Raw genomic sequence first — 18,611 nt, forward strand, 5'->3', positions numbered from 1 at the left:
TCTACACCCCTCTGAGCATCAACCCCGTTTCAAGAGCCGGAAACGGCAGGTCGCAGGAATCGTCGTGAGGCGAGTGCTGGTAGCCGTTCCCATCGTTGTGGCGGTGACGGCAGCAGTGTTCGCGCTGGCGGCGGTGAGCCCCTTCGACCCTTTGGATGCGTATCTCAAAGGTCAGGCGGGCAACCTGACCGAAGCGCAGAGAGTCTCGATTTCTCACCAGTTGGGGCTGGATAGGCCCTGGTGGGAGTCGTGGTTGGTGTGGCTGCAGGGCCTGGCGGTGGGCGACCTTGGCATTTCGAGGTCCTACTCACAGCCGGTGACGCAGGTGCTCGCCGAGCGTCTGCCGTGGACGATGCTGCTCGGCGCCTGCGGACTTGCCGGAGCTATCGCGCTGTCATTCGTTCTGGCACTGTGGGCTGCGGTGCGGCGCGGGGGAGTGCTAGACCGGCTAGTCCTGTCGATCTCGACGGTGATTCAGGCGACCCCGCCCTTCGTCGTTGCACTCGGCGGCCTCGGCCTTTTTGCGTTGGCCTGGAAGCTATTTCCCACCGGAGGCCTGACCTACCCGGGCGAGCCCGTGACTTTCTCCTCTACGGTGGCGCACCTTACGCTGCCAGCTGTCGTTCTTGCGATTACGCAGGTGCCGTGGCTGGTGCTGTCGTTGCGTGAGTCCATCGTCGAGGTCATGGACTCCGGCGCGGTCACCGGAGCGCAGGTCCGCGGCATTCCGCGCCGAACGATTATTTTCTCCCATATCCTGCCGACCGCAGTGCCGCCTTTCCTCGCGCTCATCGGCGCGCGACTGTCTGAGCTGGTCGTCGGATCGACACTGGTGGAGGCGGTCTTCGCGTGGCCTGGGCTCGGAACCGCGCTGGTCAAATCGGCTCAGAGCTTGGACTTTCCGCTGCTGAGCATTCTCACTATCGCGACGACGGCTATCGTCCTGCTCGGAAATCTGCTTGCCGACGTCGCCTTCGTCGTCCTCGACCCACGGGTGGATGCAGATGCTTAAAACGACAAAGAGGCCGGTCGCCCCGGTCGTGGCCGTGGCGTGCCTGGTCCTCATCGCTGCCTACGCCTTTTTAACTCCGCTGTTTCACGACTCCGACCTGGTGCTCACCGACTTCGCCAATTCCGGTGTCGCCCCGGGGCCTGAGCACTTCTTCGGTACCGATTCGAAGGGGCACGACGTTTTCGTTCGAGTTGCTGCGGGAATGCGCATTTCCCTTTTCATTGCACTGGTCACGGCAGTGTGCTCGGCGATCGTCGGTATCGTCCTCGGCGTTACCGCAGGCATGCTCGGCGGGCGCGTCGACCGCGTCATTATGCGCAGCGCCGACGTCACCAACGCGCTGCCGCACCTGCTACTGGGGCTGCTCATCGTCAGCCTTTTCCGAGGCTCGGTCCCCGCAATCATCATCTCCCTGGTACTGACGCACTGGGTGACCATCACCCGAACGGTCCGTGCGTCCGTGCTGCATCTGCGGGGCGCCGAGTTCGTCGAGGCCGCGCTCCTGTCCGGAATGAGCCGCGCACGCGTGCTAGCTCGGCACGTTGTTCCGGCGGCATTGGGGCAGTCCTTGGTCGGCCTTATCTTGCTGATCCCGCACGCAATCTGGCACGAGTCGACGCTGTCTTTCCTTGGGGTGGGCCTGCCGCCGCACAAGCCGTCTCTCGGGACTCTGCTTGCCGACGCCGAGGGCGCCCTGCTTCTCGGCCATTGGTGGATTTTGGTGTTTCCCTCGTTTTTCCTCGTCGCCACAACGTTGTGTATTGCGGCCGTCGGCACGCATTTGAAGGAGCGGGTGACCGGACAGGAGGTGCTGGTGTGAGTGCTCGGGAGGGCGTCGGCAAGCGAGAGAAGCTGCTGGACATTGAGAGACTGACAGTGCGGATTCCCCTGCGCGGTGGTGACGTGGTGCATGCCGCGACGGGCGTGTCCCTGACTGTGGGTAGGGGAGAGGTCGTCGCGGTTGTGGGTGAGTCGGGCTGCGGAAAGTCGATTATTGCCTCGGCGGTGGTTGGCATGCTGCCGCCGCACGCGAGAGTAGAGGGGCAGGTGCGTTTCTATCCGCGCGAAGGGGCAGCTGACAGTGGTGCAGAAGCGGAGAGGAACGCCGAGCCCATCGAAATTCTGGCGCGGCGACGTACCGGCGCGGGCCTTGCTCGCACTGACGAGGAGCTGGCGGGGCGGCAAATCGCGCTAGTACCGCAGTCGGCGGCGACGTTTTTGACACCGGTGCGCACGGTCGGGGCACAGCTAAAAGAAACAATTTCCGTTCTGGGGCGCAACCACACGGTGGAGGAGATGCTGCGGCGAGTCAGCCTGGATGCGGAGGTCGCGGCGCTGTATCCCCACGAACTTTCCGGGGGTATGGCGCAGCGCGCAGCAGTGGCATTCGCCCTGGCTGGCGACCCTGCTCTGGTGATTGCTGACGAGCCGACGGCCTCCCTCGACCCCGACCTGACCATGGCCCTGCTGCGCATGCTTCGCCAAATCGCCGACAGTGGTGTGGGAGTCATGCTAATTACGCACGACATTTCCGAGCTGCGCGATAGCGGCATCGCCGACCGAGTTGCAGTGATGTACGCATCGCGCCTTGAGGAGACGGGACCGGCAAAACAGGTGATTGAGGCCCCAGCCAGCGAATACATGCGCGACCTGCTCGCAGCGCTGCCCGAAAACGGCATGCGGCCGATGCCCGGCGTGGTGCCGAGCTTGACGAACCTGGACGAGGACTATTGCTACGCGCGCAGGCTCGAGGAGGCGGGGAAATGAACGAGGAGGCTGTGGTGAGTAAGGCGTTGGTGAGTGAGCAGGCTTCGGTGAGCTGTGACGCGCAGGCGAGTGGCAAAGCGCTGGTCGCCGAGAACGTGTCGAAGTCATTCGGCGCCAAGGACGGCTCTGCGAGAGTCGTTTTATCGGACGTTTCCATCAGGGTTGATCCAGGGCAGATCGTCGGGCTTCGTGGGCCTTCGGGGGCTGGCAAGTCCACGCTCGGCCGTATCCTCGCAGGCCTGGAAGTGCCCGATTTAGGGCAGTGCTTCTGCGACGGGGTGCCGGTCGGCGCTGTGCGCAGCCGCGCCGGGCAGCGGGTTCGTGGCCAGATTGGGATGGTGTTTCAGTCTCCCCGAAGGTCCTGCGACCCGCGGATGACTTTGGGGCGCACCATTCGCTCAGCCGCACGACAGGGGCGGCAAGGGCGGCGGGATGGTCAGCGAACCGGGAAAAGTGTGGACATCGACGAGCTCATCCGAAACGTTGGGCTGACTCCGGACCTTCTCGATCGCTTCCCTAGCCAGGTCTCAGACGGGCAGCTCCAGCGTGCCGCAGTCGCTCGCACCCTGGCCGCCGGTCCACGCTACCTCATCTGCGACGAGATGACCGCCATGCTCGACGCCGCCAACTCCGCGGCAATCGTCGAGGTCATCCGGGATTTCGCCGTATCTGGCGGCGGTGTTCTCATGATTAGCCATGAACACAGGCTTCTCGCCGCCGTGTGCGACGGCGTCGTCGCCTTAGAGTAGCGATATTACTTAGCGCCCAGCTTGGAGTCATTGAACCTTCACTGCCTGTGATCGCCGATAGAATTTAGAACTTAGGGTAGCCATACCTATGGTGGATATTGTAGGCTATCCTGTTGTTGATTGAATGGTTGGCTATCAATCGTTACTTGCTTGAAGGACTTCTATTGATTGATTCAAAAACTCCAAGGCTTCGACTTTTGACCCGATCGGACTTGGAAGATATCGAACTCGAACCTTCGCTGGTTATCCGTGCAGTAGAAGATGGATACTTGGCATTCGCGGAAGGTTCCTCGCAGTGCCCGACAAAAATGATGATTGACTTACCGGTTGAGAGCCGGGACTCGATTGCTTTTTCGATGCTCGGTTTTGATGCCAACCGTGATCTCGTTGGATACAAGACCTCTTATCGCCACGGAAGCGACAACCCAGATAAGTACTACACCACCATTAGTCTCTACGACGATGAAAGCGGCATGCCATACGCGCTAATGGACTGCCAAAAAGTTGGAGCCTCGCGAACTCCCGCTACGACCTCATCGACCATGGAGTCAAAGTTAGCGATGTCAAGGCATTCGCCGTGGCCCGAGTGTTGGCTAGGGAACATGGGCTCATGGTTGGAGGCACAGCAGGTGCTGCAATCTACGAAGGTTTGCGTCATCTACACGAGTTTCAGGCAGGAACAACAATGGTCGTCATTGTTTGTGATGCTGGTGAGAAATATCTCGACACAATTTTTGATACTGATTGGCTTCAGAAAAATCATTTGTATTCAGAAGTTATGGAGCGTCAAGTTTCGCGAATGCTCAGAGCCTATGGTGATTCTCGTGCCATTGCTAGTTCCTTCGAGGTGGCCGGGTGATAAATCCAGCTCGTGCAATTGGCCAGCAAACCGTGTCCTACCGTGATGTCTATTCGCTTGCGCTACCCATCGCGGGCGTTCAGCTAGCGGGGGTTGCGCTAACCACGACCGATGTGCTGATGCTGCAGACCCTCGGTGTAGTGGCAATTGCCGGCGGCGGACTCGCAATGCAGTTCTACAACCAGATTCGCACCATGTGTGTCGGTATGGTCACCGCCGGAGGCAACCTAGTAGCCGAGGCCGCGTCGGAGTGGGAAAAGACAGGCGAGGAAGTTGCGGCTGAGCGAATCCGCCAAGCGGTACGCAGTTGCATGGCCGTCGGTACCGCAACTGCAATCATTGGTGGCCTCATCGTGATTTCATTTGGTGCGCTTGCACTCATCTTGCCCATCGACGACACTGTTGCCGAGCTAGCGTTCTCGATGACGGTCGCACTTGCACCAGGCCTTATCCCGATGATTTGGCTCAATGTCCTGCGGCAGTTTGCAGTCGGCATGCGTCGGCCGGGCTCTCTGCTGGTGGTTACGCTCATCTCCATCGTTGTCAACGCTGCTCTCAACGCTGGATTCCTCCGGCTAACAAGTGTCAATGAATGGGGAACTGCATGGGGACTGGTGGGCATCGGTCTGTCGACCACCTGCGTCCAGGTTTTTACCCTGCTGTCCTTTGCTGGCTTGCTGCAAAGAGACCGTCAGCTACGGAAATTCTTCGCGGTCATTCCGAGGCCCGGCGACGCAGCATGCATGAGGCGCATTATTCGGCTTGGGATTCCAGTTTCGCTTACCTACGGCTCTGAAGCTGCGATTACTACTATCGCAGGTCTAGCGATGGGCCTGGTTAGCCCAGTCATGCTGGCAGCGCACACCGTTGTTAACCAACTCGCTTATATCGTCTACCAAGTATGTATCGGCTTCTCGCACGGAGGATCTATACTGGTCAGCCGTGCATTAGCGGATGGTGCCGAGGCAGTCAAACAGGTATCACGTCGGGTTTTGCACGCAGTGGGTATTTATCTTGCCGTCGTCGGTTTGCTCTGGTTGCTACTGGGCAAGTACGTCGTTGGACTGTTCCTTACTGATTCCAACGTTAGTGCCAATCCCGATGTACGCCATATAGCGACAATCTTGTTGTGCCTTGCCGTGCTTCAGCAGTTCGCTAAAGGCTCCCAGAACGTGCTGGTGGGGCTCCTTCGTGGGCTGCGCGACACGAAGTCGGGTCTCAGTGCGACCCTTTGGGGCTACTGGGCGGTGGGGGTTCCAGCTCTCCTGATTCTTGGCCTTGGCCTTCGTTGGGAAGGATATGGCGTTTGGGTTGGGCTCATCCTTGGCTTTTCCACGACCGCTGCTCTGCTTTACCGCGCTCTGCAGCGTCACCTGCAACCCACTAGTTCCGTGTGACGGCCGAAGCTTCGTAACACCCATCCAGAAATAGTCTGAACCATCCACGTAAAGATGACGTTTTCCCTCTACCGAAGGGGATCCGAGGAGCTGAATATGCGGTCGACTGACCGCCTGCTCCGGAAAGAAGAAAATGAAGGTTAGTTCTCCTCTTACTCCAAGCGTGCTACTGCGTGACTTCCCCGCAAGGGTGCTTTTCGCGGTACTCCTATGCATGTCGCTCGTCCTTCTCGCCGCTTGCTCAGATGGAAATGGAGACGCATCCGCTAGCAGTGAGAAGCGTACCGTCGTCGATGCGCTAGGACGCGAAGTTAAAGTCCCGCAGAATGTCGAGCGAATCCTGATGGGCGGGCAGAAGATGCTTTACACGACGGCGCTTCTGAACCCAGACAATCCAACTGACAAGATCGTTGCCTGGCCAGAGGACCTGAAGGAAAACGACAAAGCCACTTACGACCGCTACGTTGAGAAGTTCCCCAAAATCAAGGACATCCCGACCACAGGCGAGATTTACAACAACACTATGTCGCTGGAACAGGCTCTGGAGTCCCGACCCGATGTCTTCGTAGTAAATGCGGGTGTCTTCGACGCGGCTAAAGATGCTGGAATCGTTGATGGATTAGAAAAGGCAGGCGTGCCGACGGTGACTGTCGACTACTTCATTGACCCAGTGAAAAACACCGAGCCCAGTATTCGAATGATGGGACAACTGCTGGGGCGTGAAAAGCAGGCGGAAGACTTTATCAACTACTACGAGAAGAAGGTCAACAAGGTCGCTGACCGCCTTGCCGAGAAGAAACCAGCACCGACACCGACATTCCTGTGGCGAGCACCCGGTTACTTTGACTGCTGCTCAACCTTCGCCAAGTCCAACCTGGCGCAGATTGTCAATTTTGCCGGTGGACTAAACCTTGGCGACGAAATGATTGATGCGAAGCAAGGGCAGGTATCGCCAGAGGCATTGGCCGGGAAGAATCCTGAAGTCATCATTGCCACAGGCGCAGACTGGGATCAGGGTAAGACTCCGGTCAAGGAAGGAAATTACGTACCGCTGGGTTACTCGGAATCGAAGGAAGAGGCGCAAAAGGCCCTTCACGATGTCGTCGGTAAGCAACCCGCTGTGCGTGAAGTCGACGCGGTGAAAAGTAAGCGTACTTTCGTCGCATGGCATCATTTTTACGATTCGCCATATAACTTCCTGGCAGTCGAGATGTTTGCAAAGGCCATGCACCCGGACTTGTTCGGCGACATTGACACTGAACGAGAGGTACAGGACCTGCACGATAAGTTCCTGCCAATCGAGGCCTCGGGCACCTTCTGGACTGGGCTGGAGTGATGTCGAACATGCAAGTTTCGCACGGAAACCTGGCAACAACGCAGGGGAGCGGAGACGCCGTTCGCGGGGAGCAGGAAGTCAGCCCTGATAGAGTAATGGTGCAGTCAACTTTTCACTGGTATCAGCGCGCAGCACGGAAGAAGTGGGTGATAATCGCTCTGATTACTGTGGTGTTGGCTTTGACATCGCTTGCTGACTTTCTACTCGGTGGCGGTAGCATGCCTGCCAGCGAAGTTTTGCATACATTGACCCATCCGGTTGGTGCGCGACCCATTGACCACCAGATTGTTTTCGACATTCGGCTTCCGATGACCGTGACTGCAGTGCTCGTCGGAGCGACGCTGGCAGCGGCGGGCTCACAAATGCAGACAATTCTGGGAAATCCCCTGGCCGAGCCGTACACCCTGGGCGTGTCAGCGGCGGCCGGATTCGGTGCTGCCCTGGCTGTGGTCACCGGCTTCGCTTCTGAGGGAATCGGTGCGGTGCTGGGGATGGCCGGGACTGCGTGGGTGTTCGCGATGCTGGCCTGCGCTGCGATTCTGCTCTTTTCCCGATTTCGTGGCCCAGGAGTCGAGGGGATGATTCTCCTCGGTATCGCGATTGTATTCTTTTTCGACGCTCTACTGGCCCTGATGCAATACCTGGCCTCGGAGACGCAGTTGGAACAGGTTGTGTTCTGGACGATGGGTAGTCTCACCCGCTCGAACTGGACGCAGATTGCGTTGCTCGCGGTGATATTCGTGATGGGGCTACTCTTCTTTTACCTCAATGCCTGGTCGCTGACTGCATTCCGGATGGGCGATGACCGCGCAAAAGCCCTTGGCGTAGACGTTGATCGACTGCGTGCGCTGACCCTTATCGTGGTGTCCTTTATGGCGGCAACCGCTGTGTCGATGGCCGGTACGATTGGATTTATCGGTCTCGTCGGCCCACACGTTGCGCGCTTATTGGTAGGCGAAGATCAACGTTATTTTCTTACTGCTTCGACTTTGGTAGGGGCGCTGCTTCTGGTTGCGGCATCGGCAGTGTCGAAGGTGATTCAACCGGGTGTAATTCTTCCCGTAGGCATTATTACCGCAATTGTAGGAGTGCCCGTATTTGTCGCGATTATCGCTGGCCAGAGGAGGAAAATGTGGGTTGGCTAAAGGCAAGTCGCTTTGTCGGGAACGACGCTGTACATGGTCATCACGACAGCCCCAGTAAACCTGACGGTAAACCCCTCGGCGAAACCCCTCCAGAATCGTCCGCTCTTAGCGCGCGAGGAGTGTCTTTTGCTTACGACGGCCATCATGTCCTGCACAATGTCGACGTTGGGCCTCTTCCGATGGGAAGCGTGACTGCGTTGGTCGGTCCCAACGGAGCTGGCAAATCGACACTGCTGAGGTGTTTGGCGGGCCTTGAAAACTGCTCGGGGCAGGTACGTGCTGAAAGATCTCTATATTTGCCACAGGACCCTCCGCCGCTGAGCTCATTGACCGTGTACGAAAGCGTCCTGCTTGCCCGGCAACAGTCGTTTTCTGGGTTTTCCGCACTGCGTGTCGGATCCACAGTGCGGGCAGAAGTGCAGGCCACCATTGAACGACTTGGGTTGGTTGCGTTGTCATCGCGGCTGATGTCTGAGTTGTCTGGGGGACAGCGGCAGTTGGTGAGTTTTGCGCAGGCGGTTGTGCGACGACCTCGGGTATTGCTTCTCGACGAGCCCACCAGCGCACTCGACCTGCGTAACCAATTGATGCTTCTCGGGCAGGTACGCAAGTGTGCGCGGGAATTGCCCTGCGCGGTAGTGATGACACTTCATGACCTGGGGCAAGCGGCGCGCTTTTGCGAACATGTGGTTGTTCTAGCCGATGGTCGGGTCAGCAGTGCAGGGCCTCCGGCAGAGGTCATTAATGAAGCTATGCTGCGAGAGGTTTATCAGGTAGAAGGTGCGGTGCTCCCGACTCGCAATGGCGGGCTGGCGGTCGAAGCGTCGGAGGCACTCTAGCGCAGACCCGTGACTGTAGCGCACGCTCTCGGCTGTTCTACAGCCACGAATGAGCGCTAAAGTGCAGGGCCCGACGAGCGCCCCAGCCGGCGCCCCCCTAACTGCCCCTAGTAGTAGAACGGGAACTCGTCCCAGTTCGGGTCACGCTTTTCCAGGAACGCTTCCTTGCCCTCGACGGCCTCGTCGGTCATGTACGCCAGGCGAGTGGCCTCGCCCGCGAAGACCTGCTGGCCCATCAGTCCGTCATCGGTCAGGTTGAAAGCGAACTTCAGCATGCGCTGCGCCGTCGGGGACTTGCCGTTGATCATGCGGCCCCACTCGACCGCGACATCTTCCAGCTCAGCGTGGTCGGCGACTTCGTTGACGGCGCCCATGCGGTGCATGGTCTCAGCGTCGTAGGAGCGGCCGAGGAAGAAAATCTCGCGGGCAAACTTCTGACCAACCTGCTTCGCCAGGTAGGCCGAGCCATAGCCGGCATCGAAAGATCCCACGTCAGCGTCGGTCTGCTTAAAGCGGGCCTCTTGGCGCGATGCCAGTGTCAGGTCACACACCACATGCAGGGAGTGTCCGCCACCTGCGGCCCAACCGTTGACCACGGCAATAACAACCTTCGGCATGGTGCGGATCAGGCGCTGCACCTCCAGGATGTGCAGGCGACCTCCCTCGACCTTGGCGCGCGCAGTATCGATGGTGGATGCGTCCGCGGTGGCGTCGTCATGCTGGTGTGACGTTGCGTACTGGTAGCCGGAACGACCACGAATGCGCTGGTCACCACCCGAACAGAATGCCCAGCCACCGTCCTTGGTGCTCGGACCGTTGCCGGTCAGCAGCACAACGCCGACATCCGGGGTGCGACGCGCGTGGTCGAGCGCGCGGTAGAGCTCATCGACAGTGTGCGGGCGGAACGCGTTACGAACCTCCGGGCGATCAAAAGCAATGCGCACAATGCCGTTTTCGCGGCCCTCGCCGACGTGGCGGTGGTAGGTGATGTCGGTCAAATCCTCAAAACCATCAACCGTCTTCCACTGCTCAGGGCGGAAGGGGTTATCGGTCGAGTACTTCGCGGTATCAGTCATGGCTTCCAGCATAAAGGTCTCTAGCATGAGGGGTATGTCTGTGTCCGCTGCGCCTAACGTCCCGCTTCCATCGATCGACGACATCCTCGACCGCGCCCACGTCGTGGCTCTGCCCATGGCTGTGAAGTTCCGTGGCGTCACCACCCGCGAAGCACTTCTCATCGACGGCCCCGTTACCTGGGGCGAGTTCGCTCCCTTCCTGGAGTACGAGGCTCGGGAGGCTTCCGCATGGTTGCGTTCGGCTATCGAATGCGCCTACGTCGGCCTACCCACCCCGAAGCGCGAGTTTGTCGAGGTCAACGCCACCATCCCCGCCGTCGCGCCCGAGCAGGTGCCGGAGGTCGTGGGGCGCTACCCCGGGTGCCGCACGTTCAAGGTCAAGGTCGCAGAGAGTGGCCAATCGCTTAACGACGACATCGAGCGCGTAGCGGCCGTCCGTACCGCGGTGGCTGAAGCCTATGGCTATGAACCTGTGGTGCGGGTGGATGCGAATCGTGGCTGGTCGGTGGAGCAGGCCATCCGTGCCGCTCATGAGTTGGGTCCGCTGGAGTACATGGAGCAGCCTGTTGCGACTGTCGCCGAGCTCCGCGCGGTCCGCGACGCAGTGGGGGAGTTTTGCCCGATTGCTGCCGATGAGTCGATCCGCAAAGCTGAGGATCCGTATTTGGTTGCGCGCGAACAGGCGGCTGACGTGGGCGTAATGAAGGTCGCGCCGCTCGGCGGGCCACGCCGTTTGCTTCGGTTGGCCGAGGAGCTGGAGATGAAGGTGACCGTCGCCAGTGCCTTGGATACAGGTGTTGGCATGGCCGCCGGTTTGTTCACGGCGGCGGCCCTGCCTGTGACCGAGCTGCAACCGGTGCCAAACGCAGCGGGTTTGGCCACGTCGTCGCTGTTTATTGAGGACGTCATCGAGCCCCGGCCGCTCATCGATGGCCGTTTGCCCGTCACCAACCCCGCGCCCGACCTTTCCCGCCTGGCTGAGCTCGCTGCGTCGGGATCCCGCCGCGATTGGTGGTTCGACCGCCTCCGCGCGGCGTATGCCCATCTATAACGCCAAGAAAGTGACTAGGTTTATGACACTTTGAGCCCGAAAAACGGCTTCCAAACTGACATAAACCTAGTCAGTAACTCCCGGCAAGTAGCCTATTGAGTGTGAACAATAACCAGGACACCTCTCAAGACCCGGACACCGGCGCGGTCGAAACCACTCACGCCGTCCAGTCCACACAAGCCCCATCCGCAGTGGTAGCGGGCCTCATCGTCGATGAGCTGCTGCGTCTCGGCATGGTCGATGCCGTGGTGTGCCCGGGTTCCCGGTCCGCCCCGCTCGCCCGCGCTCTGGTCCAGGCCGCCGACGCGGCGAAGGTTCGCCTCCACGTACGTATCGATGAACGCTCCGCCGCCTTCCTCGCCCTCGGCCTGGCCTCGCGCACCCGCAAGGTGACCCCGGTAATTACAACGTCCGGCACAGCAGTGGCGAACCTCGTGCCCGCCATGGTGGAAGCCACCGCGTCGGGCATTCCGCTGCTGGCACTGACCGCCGACCGCCCCGCGCATTATCGAGGCACTGGCGCGAACCAGACCATCGTCCAGGATCGCCTGTTCGCTGATGCCTCCGTTGTCGAGTTCGATCTGGACGGCACCGACCAGGTCACGAAGGCCACCGCCGCGCAGATCCGCGCCCGCATCGATCGCGTTGTCGCCGCCATGGCATCCGGCGCCGGCCACCTTAACGTCCGTTTTGTCGAACCGCTCGTGCCTGACGACGACTCCGTCGCCGACATCCCCGAGGGCCGCGCCGACGGCGGCCCCTGGACCACGATTGCGCCTACCAACAGCAACAACGTCGGCGCGGCCGCCATCGTAACCGGCCCGGCCAACGCGGCTAGCACAGCCACAATTGACATCAGCCGCCGCACACTCGTGATTGCGGGTTCGAATGCCCCACATCTGCCAGAGCTGGAGGATCTGCCAACTATCGCGGAGCCGAATGCGTATGCGCCGGCGTACCCGGTTCACCCGCTTGCGGCGGGTACTTTCGCGCAGATTCCGCCGGAGCAGATTGTGTTGGTAGGGCGGCCGACGCTGCACCGAGGTATCTCGAAGCTGCTGGCCAATCCGGACATCGAGCTGACGGTCGTCTCGGATGCGGAAAACCACGGCTATGGGGTGGAGTTCCCGGATGTGACGGCGAACGCAAGGGCCGTCGTAAAGCATGTGCAGACTGTGGGGGAGCAGGACCCGCAGTGGACGAAAATCTGTGAGGCAGCCAGTGAGTTGGCGGTGAAGTCCGTGCGGAAGACGCTCGCCGAGTCGATCGAGGCGGAGGAGCCGCTGACCGGATTCCATGTGGCGGCAGCGCTGACGGACAGCCTGCGCACGGGTGACAATGTGGTGCTGGGTGCGTCGAACCCGGTGCGCGATGCGTCGTACACGGGCCTGCCTTTCCCTGGGGTGAGCACGTATGCGGGACGGGGTGCTGCGGGTATCGACGGCACGGTGGCGACAGCAATCGGTATTGCGCTGGCATCCGACCGCGAGTATGCCGACGAAATCCGACCACCGCGCACGATTGCGCTGATGGGGGACCTGACTTTCCAGCACGACTCCGCAGCGTTGGCGATTGGGCCGCTGGAGCCGAGGCCGGAAAACCTCACCATCGTGGTGGCCAACGATGCCGGTGGCGGTATCTTCGAGACGCTGGAGGCGGGCAGCCCGGCTCTGCGGGGAAGCTTCGAGCGCATCTTCGGCACGCCGCAGGACGTGGACTTTGAGGGCATCTGCCAGGCTTACGGAGTCGAGCACGTGCGTGTCGACCGCCTCCCAGATCTGCTCGCGCAGCTGCACCCGGATACCGATGTCGACGGCATCCGCGTCATCGAGGTGGCGACCACACGTGCGACGCGTCGGCAGTTGCACCACAAGCTGGCATACAATGCGGAGATTGGGGTGCTGGACAAGCACTAGCCGGCCGGCAGCATCCAATCAGAGCTGGAAACAATCAGGGACAGAAAAATAGGAGGTCGCGACCGCCATGCAGTGGAAAACTGCCCTGGCCAATTGGCCGCGCTTCCTTCGTCAGGTACTGCTCTTTGTGATGATTTGCCTGTTGCTGTCGTGTCTGGCCATGGTGGTTGGCTGCTTCATTAATGACCGCAATATCGAGTCGAACATGGGGCAGTCCGTAGCCAATGTGCGCTCGGTCGAGCTCCTTCGCACCACGGTTGATTTCGTCGACGAGAATGGCGATTTTCAGTCGCCACCAACCGGTTTGCTCTATCCCGTTGGTCTGGAAGAGGGGCAGCGCGTCCGCGTCGAATACGACCGCACTGATCCCAATGTCGTCCGCGTCGCCGGGCGCACATGGACGCTGTCACTTCTCCCGGCGACCAGTATCGCTGTGGTTACATTTCTCGTCGTCGCGCCGTTGTGGTGGTCGTCGTTGCGCGCAACCCGTCGTTTACAAAGAGATCCCCAAAAGGTAAACAGAGGGTCACTTTCGCTTTCCGACGAGATGGAAAACTAGCACCATGCGCGTTGCCATCATTGCTGAAAGCTTCTTGCCCAACATCAATGGAGTGACAAACTCCGTGCTGCGGGTGTTGGAACACTTACGCCGTGAAGGACACGAGGCGCTGGTGATTGCGCCGGGTGCTCGGGACTGGCAGGAAGAGGCAGAGTTCTACTGCGACTACCGCATTGAGCGTGTGCCCACTGTGATGGTGCCGTTGATTGATTCGCTACCGATTGGTGTGCCGAACCGTCGGGTAGCGTCGGCGCTGACGCAGTTTAAGCCGGATGTTGTCCACTTGGCTTCGCCATTTGTGCTCGGTGGTGCGGGCGCGCTGACTGCCAAGGCACTGGGCATCCCGGCTGTGGCCATCTATCAGACGGACGTTGCGGGTTTTGCCAAGAACTACAAGTTGGCGGGGCTCTCCACGGCCGCGTGGTTGTGGACGCGCGTGATTCACAACTCCTGCGCCCGAACGCTGGCGCCGTCCTCGCCGACTATTGAGGACCTGCAGGATCACAAGATTCGTGATGTCTACCGCTGGGGCCGCGGTGTTGATGCGGTTCGCTTTACTCCGACAAAGCGTAGTGAAGAGCTCAGGAAGCAGTGGAGCCCGGAGGGCAAGCCGATTGTTGGTTATGTCGGCAGGCTCGCGGCGGAGAAGTCTGTGGAGCGGCTGGCAGCGCTGAACGGCCGCGATGATATCCAGGTGGTCATTGTCGGCAATGGCCCGGAGCTGCAGAAGCTGCAGAAGCAGATGCCGAATGCCGTCTTTACCGGACAGCTCACCGGCGATAAGTTGGCAGCGGCATTCGCCAGTCTGGACGTGTTCGTCCACACCGGTGACTTTGAAACCTTCTGCCAGGCGGTACAGGAAGCCCACGCCTCCGGTGTGCCGGCCATCGCTCCGAACGCAGGCGGCCCGCGCGACCTGATTACCAACGACGTCAACGGCTACCTGCTGGAACCCAAGACTTTCACCCGCGATTTGGCTGAGGCGGTCGACAAGCTGCTGCTCGTTGACGATGAGCTGGCACGTAAGCAGCTGCGCAACCGCTGCCGCGACACCGTGACCGAGCGCACCTGGGAAGCACTGTGTGCAGACCTGGTTCGCCACTACGAGGAGGTTTCTGGGGTTTCCGCGGCCGAGACGTCAAGCAAGGTCGCAGCAGATGCGATTGATGCCTCCCATGCAGGTGCTGCTACGCGTCAGAAGTCGGTCGCGTAATCTGGACATCGTGTCTAGGGCTGATTTAACGAAAAATCCCAGCGAAGTCGCCTCGATGTTCGATGGCGTGGGGAAGAATTACGACATCACTAATACCGTGCTCACCGGTGGCATTGACCACTACTGGCGCGTGCGCACGGCAAAGCGCCTGAACCTGCAGCCTGGCCAGAAAGTCCTCGACCTGGCCGCCGGTACGGCTGTTTCATCAGTGGAGTTGGCAAAGTCTGGCGCATACGTCGTTGCCTGTGATTTCTCCCGAGGCATGCTCAAGGCCGGTGCACACCGCGATGTTCCCAAGGTCTGCGGTGACGGCATGAAGCTGCCATTCCCGGACAACACCTTCGACGCGGTGACCATCAGCTTCGGTCTGCGCAACATCGTGGACTACAAGGCGGGCCTCGCTGAGCTAGCTCGCGTGACCAAGCCCGGAGGCCAGCTAACAGTCTGCGAGTTCTCCACCCCCGTGATGCCGGTGTTCAGCACCTTCTACAAGGAATACCTGATGCGGGCACTGCCGCAGATCGCCAAGGTCGTCTCCTCGAACCCGGAGGCCTACGTGTACTTGGCGGAGTCGATTCGCGCCTGGCCAAACCAGCCGCAGCTTGCCCGCGACATCAATGCCTCTGGCTGGGAGGATGCCGGTTGGCAGAATCTCACCTTCGGTATCGCAGCGCTGCACTCGGCAACCAAGCCCGCACAGTAGCTCGCTAGCCCGCAGCAAAGCCCTGTCGCAGGGCCCGTCGTAAAGCGATTCCTACTGCCAGGGCTGGCGCCCGAACCACTTATCGGAGGCCAGCGCTGTCCTCCCCGAAGCGCGCCAGAGTCGCGCCACTACGTCGCGGTCGTGTTCCGTGACCAGGTTTCCCATCAGGCGTGCGGCAACACCCATGAGCTGGCTTCCCCACGGGGCGCCGATGGTCAACGGGCCGACCGTGGGAAGGAAGCTCGGGTACGTCAGCGTCAGCGCCAACTTGCGAGCCAGCGAGAAGCCGGTGCCGTAGTGCTCGCGAAGGAGGGCGGGCCAGGAGTGCGTCAGCCCATCGCGGCCCGCACCAATCGAGCTAATCAGCTCCACTGCCAGTCGCGCCGACTCCATGCCGTAGTCAATGCCCTCACCGTTGAGCGGGTTGACTAAGCACGCAGCATCACCGAGCAACGCCCAGTTCGGCCCCGCCACATTCGATACAGCACCGCCCATCGGCAGCAGCGCCGACGTCACGTGCTCCGGCTCGCTCATCTGCCACTGATCGCGCACCTGTCCGTGGTACTCACGCAGCAACTTCTTCACATTCGTGCGCGCCGGGCGTGCCGACGTCGCCAGCGCCCCACACCCCACATTCGCCCGGCCCTCGCCCAGCGGGAAAATCCAGCCATAGCCCGGGTGCGTATGCCCTTCGGAGTCGCGCAGTTCCAGGTGCGAGTGAATCCAGTCATCCGCTACGTCTGCGCTGTCGAAGCTGACATACGACCGTGCGGCCACGCCAAAGACGCTGTCTCGATGCCACGCACGCCCCAGCTGCTTGCCGACGGTACTGCGGACCCCATCGGCCACGAGCAACCAGCGGGCCGAGATGGTGTGTGGCTTGCCCTCGTGGTCGGAAAGCTCCACCGCGCGCACGCCGTGCCCCCGCGTGCCGCCAGTGTTCAGCGCTCCGAGAACCACCTTCCGCGCTGCGACTCCATCAAAGACCTGCGCACCGGCATCAGCGGCGGCATTGAGCAAGAAAGTGTCGAGCTCAACTCGCGACATCGCGGATCCGACAGCGGGAAAAGTGCCGGAGGCATCATCTGGCCAAGGTGCGGTGATGGAGCCGCCGAAGCCGTGCAGCTTGAGTCCGCGGTTGCGGTTGCGGCGCAGGAGCTCGTCGTCAAGCCCTAGACGACGTAGCTCAGCGATGGCACGAGGAGTGAGCCCGTCGCCACAAGTTTTGTCGCGCGGGAAGCGCTGGGAGTCGACCACAGTGACCGAAAAACCGGCGCGGGCGGCGTGAATTGCGGCTGCGGAGCCGGTGGGGCCTGCGCCAACAATGAGCACGTCAGTGCTGCTGGGTAGAGCGACGGTGCCGTCGAACGTGGGGGAAACTCGCGAAATCGGGCTTGAGGTCATTGCCCCAGCGTATAACGACGTTGAAACAAATATGGGAACTGGTCTGCTAGCCACTATGCTCGTAAGGTAGTTTATTTAGCAGTTTCTTATCTTTTATCGTCAGTTAGGCAGGTCTCGAATGCGTACTGGAGACTACTCCGGGCTTAGTTCCGGAAGTGCTCAGGGCACTGGTGAGCACACCGCCACTAGTTCTCACTTCGTTGATGAGGCGCTGGAAGCAACAATCACCGAGGGAATGCGCAAGAGCGAGGACCTCCTGATTACCGAGCTGGGGCGCGGCGAGGACTTCCTAGTCGAGCGGGTTTCCCACCTAGCTCACGCTGGTGGTAAGCGCTTCCGCCCGATGTTTACCATGCTGGCCGCGCAGTTCGGTGAGAACCCGGAGTGCGATAAGGTCATCACCGCCGCGACGGTGCTGGAGCTGACGCACCTGGCGACGCTCTACCACGACGACGTCATGGATGAAGCGGATAAGCGCCGCGGCGTGCCCTCCGCAAACTCGCGCTGGGACAACACCGTCGCCATTCTGGCCGGTGACTACCTCTTCGCTGCTGCGTCCCGCCTGCTGGCAGAGCTCGGCTCCGAGAGCGTGGCTCACTTCGCTGAGACCTTCGGTGTTCTTGTCACAGGTCAGATGCGCGAGTGCCTCAACGACTTGGACCTGCCGATTGAAGAGCGCATCGAGCGCTACCTGAAGGTCATTGCCGAAAAGACCGGTGTGCTCATCGCATCGGCCGGTTATCTCGGCGCCTATCACGCCGGTGCGTCCGCCGAGATTTCCAACGCACTGCGCCGCTATGGCGAACTAATCGGTATCGTTTTCCAGATTGTCGACGACATCATCGACATCTCCTCCAATACCGATCAGTCCGGCAAGACTCCGGGCACTGACTTGCGCGAGGGCGTCTTCACGCTGCCGGTTCTCTACGCGCTGCAGGAGGACACCCCAGCCGCTGACCGCCTCCGCGAGATTCTTGTCGGCCCAGTTTCCGACGACGCGCTTGTCGACGAGGCCCTCGAGCTCCTGGCTCAGACCAACGGTGTGGCTCGCGCGATGGAGAAGGTCAATGAACTGCTGGATGAGTCCGACCGCGTCATCGCTGACCTTCCTGACTGTGCGGCCAAGGAGTCCCTGCGTCACGTTGCTCGCTACACCGTGGAGCGCGTGGGGTAGTGGATTGAGCTCCATCGGCGAGATGGGCCTAGGGGCGAGCACTGCTCTGAGGTGAGCTCTGCTCTGGGGTGAGTTCTGCTGAGGGGTGAATCCAGGTAGGGAAATATCCTCTCGACCTGCCGATTTGTGTAAATGACAGAGTAGTGGGTAGCATTCCATTCGCACCGTTTAAGAGTGCACGCCAGATTGCCCGAGCGGCCAAAGGGAGCGGATTGTAAATCCGTCGGCATTGCCTTCGTTGGTTCGAATCCATCATCTGGCACAGTGAAATCACCGCGAGAACTTTCTCGCGGTGATTTTTTTGTAGGGCCCGTTGATGGGGATGCGGGGGTTAGGGTTAAGTAAAGAAAAGTGTGTCTTTTCCGGGCGTGTTGCGGTTATTTGATCCAGCCTTTTTGGATGCCGAGGTTG

The 18,611-nt window shown here is 60.5% G+C and carries 18 protein-coding genes and 1 tRNA gene; 16 read left to right on the forward strand and 3 right to left on the reverse strand.

Going from position 1 to position 18,611, the window contains the following annotated elements; all coding sequences use genetic code 11:
- The first annotated feature begins 64 nt into the window (after nt 1-64).
- From QP995_RS08530 to QP995_RS08545, 4 genes are read left to right on the forward strand one after another with little or no spacing between them, the layout of a single operon-like run.
- Nucleotides 65-1,012: an ABC transporter permease gene (locus tag QP995_RS08530; RefSeq protein ID WP_016422018.1), complete on the forward strand. Its 948-nt coding sequence runs from the start codon at nt 65-67 to the stop codon at nt 1,010-1,012.
- Entirely contained in the window at nt 1,005-1,832 is an 828-nt protein-coding gene (locus QP995_RS08535; protein WP_016422019.1) for an ABC transporter permease, read from the forward strand. Before QP995_RS08530 ends, QP995_RS08535 begins: the two co-directional genes overlap by 8 nt.
- Nucleotides 1,829-2,779: an ATP-binding cassette domain-containing protein gene (locus tag QP995_RS08540; RefSeq protein WP_016422020.1), complete on the forward strand. Its 951-nt coding sequence runs from the start codon at nt 1,829-1,831 to the stop codon at nt 2,777-2,779. Before QP995_RS08535 ends, QP995_RS08540 begins: the two co-directional genes overlap by 4 nt.
- Nucleotides 2,776-3,528 carry an ABC transporter ATP-binding protein gene (locus tag QP995_RS08545; protein ID WP_016422021.1) on the forward strand — a complete coding sequence of 251 codons (753 nt, stop codon included), beginning with the start codon at nt 2,776-2,778 and terminating at the stop codon, nt 3,526-3,528. Before QP995_RS08540 ends, QP995_RS08545 begins: the two co-directional genes overlap by 4 nt.
- 454 nt (nt 3,529-3,982) lie before the next feature.
- Here the strand turns inward: QP995_RS08545 and QP995_RS08555 are convergent, their stop codons facing one another.
- A complete protein-coding gene (locus QP995_RS08555) occupies nt 3,983-4,132 on the reverse strand; it encodes a hypothetical protein (RefSeq protein WP_246817631.1) in 150 nt (49 codons plus the stop codon).
- Between the two features lie 6 nt (nt 4,133-4,138).
- Here QP995_RS08555 and QP995_RS08560 point away from each other — a divergent pair, with 6 nt between their 5' ends.
- The 5 genes from QP995_RS08560 (at nt 4,139) to QP995_RS08580 (ending at nt 9,104) form a co-directional block, all read left to right on the forward strand.
- The gene (locus QP995_RS08560; RefSeq protein WP_241482443.1) at nt 4,139-4,387 is read left to right on the forward strand and encodes a hypothetical protein; all 249 of its coding nucleotides are present in this window, start codon (nt 4,139-4,141) and stop codon (nt 4,385-4,387) included.
- Nucleotides 4,384-5,784, forward strand: a complete 1,401-nt coding sequence (locus tag QP995_RS08565; RefSeq protein WP_065421727.1) for an MATE family efflux transporter — start codon at nt 4,384-4,386, stop codon at nt 5,782-5,784. Before QP995_RS08560 ends, QP995_RS08565 begins: the two co-directional genes overlap by 4 nt.
- Nucleotides 5,785-5,998: 214 nt before the next feature.
- The gene (locus QP995_RS08570; RefSeq protein ID WP_224783767.1) at nt 5,999-7,120 is read left to right on the forward strand and encodes an ABC transporter substrate-binding protein; all 1,122 of its coding nucleotides are present in this window, start codon (nt 5,999-6,001) and stop codon (nt 7,118-7,120) included.
- A gap of 95 nt (nt 7,121-7,215) precedes the next feature.
- On the forward strand, nt 7,216-8,265 hold the full coding sequence (locus QP995_RS08575) for a FecCD family ABC transporter permease (RefSeq protein WP_042389120.1): 1,050 nt from the start codon (nt 7,216-7,218) through the stop codon (nt 8,263-8,265).
- A 179-nt stretch (nt 8,266-8,444) separates the two neighbouring features.
- Nucleotides 8,445-9,104, forward strand: a complete 660-nt coding sequence (locus QP995_RS08580) for an ABC transporter ATP-binding protein (RefSeq protein ID WP_080969612.1) — start codon at nt 8,445-8,447, stop codon at nt 9,102-9,104.
- A gap of 107 nt (nt 9,105-9,211) precedes the next feature.
- On the opposite strand, the gene QP995_RS08585 is transcribed toward QP995_RS08580, so the two are convergent.
- Nucleotides 9,212-10,192 carry a 1,4-dihydroxy-2-naphthoyl-CoA synthase gene (locus QP995_RS08585; RefSeq protein ID WP_502869800.1) on the reverse strand — a complete coding sequence of 327 codons (981 nt, stop codon included), beginning with the start codon at nt 10,190-10,192 and terminating at the stop codon, nt 9,212-9,214.
- 13 nt (nt 10,193-10,205) lie between these two features.
- On the opposite strand from QP995_RS08585, the gene QP995_RS08590 reads away from it, so the two are divergent.
- From QP995_RS08590 to QP995_RS08610, 5 genes are all read left to right on the forward strand, one after another.
- A complete protein-coding gene (locus QP995_RS08590; RefSeq protein WP_284853109.1) occupies nt 10,206-11,231 on the forward strand; it encodes an o-succinylbenzoate synthase in 1,026 nt (341 codons plus the stop codon).
- A 101-nt stretch (nt 11,232-11,332) separates the two neighbouring features.
- Nucleotides 11,333-13,147, forward strand: a complete 1,815-nt coding sequence (menD, locus tag QP995_RS08595) for a 2-succinyl-5-enolpyruvyl-6-hydroxy-3-cyclohexene-1-carboxylic-acid synthase (RefSeq protein ID WP_502869799.1) — start codon at nt 11,333-11,335, stop codon at nt 13,145-13,147.
- Between the two features lie 67 nt (nt 13,148-13,214).
- A complete protein-coding gene (locus tag QP995_RS08600) occupies nt 13,215-13,706 on the forward strand; it encodes a DUF3592 domain-containing protein (RefSeq protein WP_049172339.1) in 492 nt (163 codons plus the stop codon).
- 4 nt (nt 13,707-13,710) lie between these two features.
- The gene (locus QP995_RS08605) at nt 13,711-14,919 is read left to right on the forward strand and encodes a glycosyltransferase family 4 protein (RefSeq protein ID WP_016422034.1); all 1,209 of its coding nucleotides are present in this window, start codon (nt 13,711-13,713) and stop codon (nt 14,917-14,919) included.
- 10 nt (nt 14,920-14,929) lie between these two features.
- Complete coding sequence (locus tag QP995_RS08610) at nt 14,930-15,622, forward strand: demethylmenaquinone methyltransferase (RefSeq protein ID WP_042388380.1); 693 nt, start codon at nt 14,930-14,932, stop codon at nt 15,620-15,622.
- A gap of 51 nt (nt 15,623-15,673) precedes the next feature.
- On the opposite strand, the gene QP995_RS08615 is transcribed toward QP995_RS08610, so the two are convergent.
- Nucleotides 15,674-17,026: a geranylgeranyl reductase family protein gene (locus tag QP995_RS08615; RefSeq protein ID WP_168163232.1), complete on the reverse strand. Its 1,353-nt coding sequence runs from the start codon at nt 17,024-17,026 to the stop codon at nt 15,674-15,676.
- 118 nt (nt 17,027-17,144) lie between these two features.
- Here QP995_RS08615 and QP995_RS08620 point away from each other — a divergent pair, with 118 nt between their 5' ends.
- Both QP995_RS08620 and QP995_RS08625 read left to right on the forward strand, forming a co-directional pair.
- Nucleotides 17,145-18,200, forward strand: a complete 1,056-nt coding sequence (locus QP995_RS08620) for a polyprenyl synthetase family protein (protein ID WP_070438072.1) — start codon at nt 17,145-17,147, stop codon at nt 18,198-18,200.
- Between the two features lie 180 nt (nt 18,201-18,380).
- Nucleotides 18,381-18,462: transfer RNA gene (locus QP995_RS08625), tRNA-Tyr, on the forward strand.
- Nucleotides 18,463-18,611: the final 149 nt, after the last annotated feature.

Source organism: Corynebacterium sp. MSK032 (assembly GCF_030232065.1).
Lineage (GTDB): Bacteria > Actinomycetota > Actinomycetes > Mycobacteriales > Mycobacteriaceae > Corynebacterium > Corynebacterium jeikeium_D.

Excerpts from the sequence above, each read along its gene's own strand:
- QP995_RS08545 (WP_016422021.1), top strand. The coding sequence starts at position 2,776 with ATGAACGAGGAGGCTGTGGTGAGTAAGGCGTTGGTGAGTGAGCAGGCT.
- QP995_RS08535 (WP_016422019.1), top strand. The coding sequence starts at position 1,005 with ATGCTTAAAACGACAAAGAGGCCGGTCGCCCCGGTCGTGGCCGTGGCG.
- QP995_RS08555 (WP_246817631.1), bottom strand. The coding sequence starts at position 4,132 with ATGTTCCCTAGCCAACACTCGGGCCACGGCGAATGCCTTGACATCGCT.
- QP995_RS08605 (WP_016422034.1), top strand. The coding sequence starts at position 13,711 with ATGCGCGTTGCCATCATTGCTGAAAGCTTCTTGCCCAACATCAATGGA.
- QP995_RS08590 (WP_284853109.1), top strand. The coding sequence starts at position 10,206 with ATGAGGGGTATGTCTGTGTCCGCTGCGCCTAACGTCCCGCTTCCATCG.
- QP995_RS08615 (WP_168163232.1), bottom strand. The coding sequence starts at position 17,026 with ATGACCTCAAGCCCGATTTCGCGAGTTTCCCCCACGTTCGACGGCACC.
- QP995_RS08585 (WP_502869800.1), bottom strand. The coding sequence starts at position 10,192 with ATGCTGGAAGCCATGACTGATACCGCGAAGTACTCGACCGATAACCCC.
- QP995_RS08570 (WP_224783767.1), top strand. The coding sequence starts at position 5,999 with ATGTCGCTCGTCCTTCTCGCCGCTTGCTCAGATGGAAATGGAGACGCA.
- QP995_RS08580 (WP_080969612.1), top strand. The coding sequence starts at position 8,445 with ATGGGAAGCGTGACTGCGTTGGTCGGTCCCAACGGAGCTGGCAAATCG.
- QP995_RS08600 (WP_049172339.1), top strand. The coding sequence starts at position 13,215 with ATGCAGTGGAAAACTGCCCTGGCCAATTGGCCGCGCTTCCTTCGTCAG.
- QP995_RS08575 (WP_042389120.1), top strand. The coding sequence starts at position 7,216 with ATGGTGCAGTCAACTTTTCACTGGTATCAGCGCGCAGCACGGAAGAAG.
- QP995_RS08560 (WP_241482443.1), top strand. The coding sequence starts at position 4,139 with ATGGTTGGAGGCACAGCAGGTGCTGCAATCTACGAAGGTTTGCGTCAT.
- QP995_RS08620 (WP_070438072.1), top strand. The coding sequence starts at position 17,145 with ATGCGTACTGGAGACTACTCCGGGCTTAGTTCCGGAAGTGCTCAGGGC.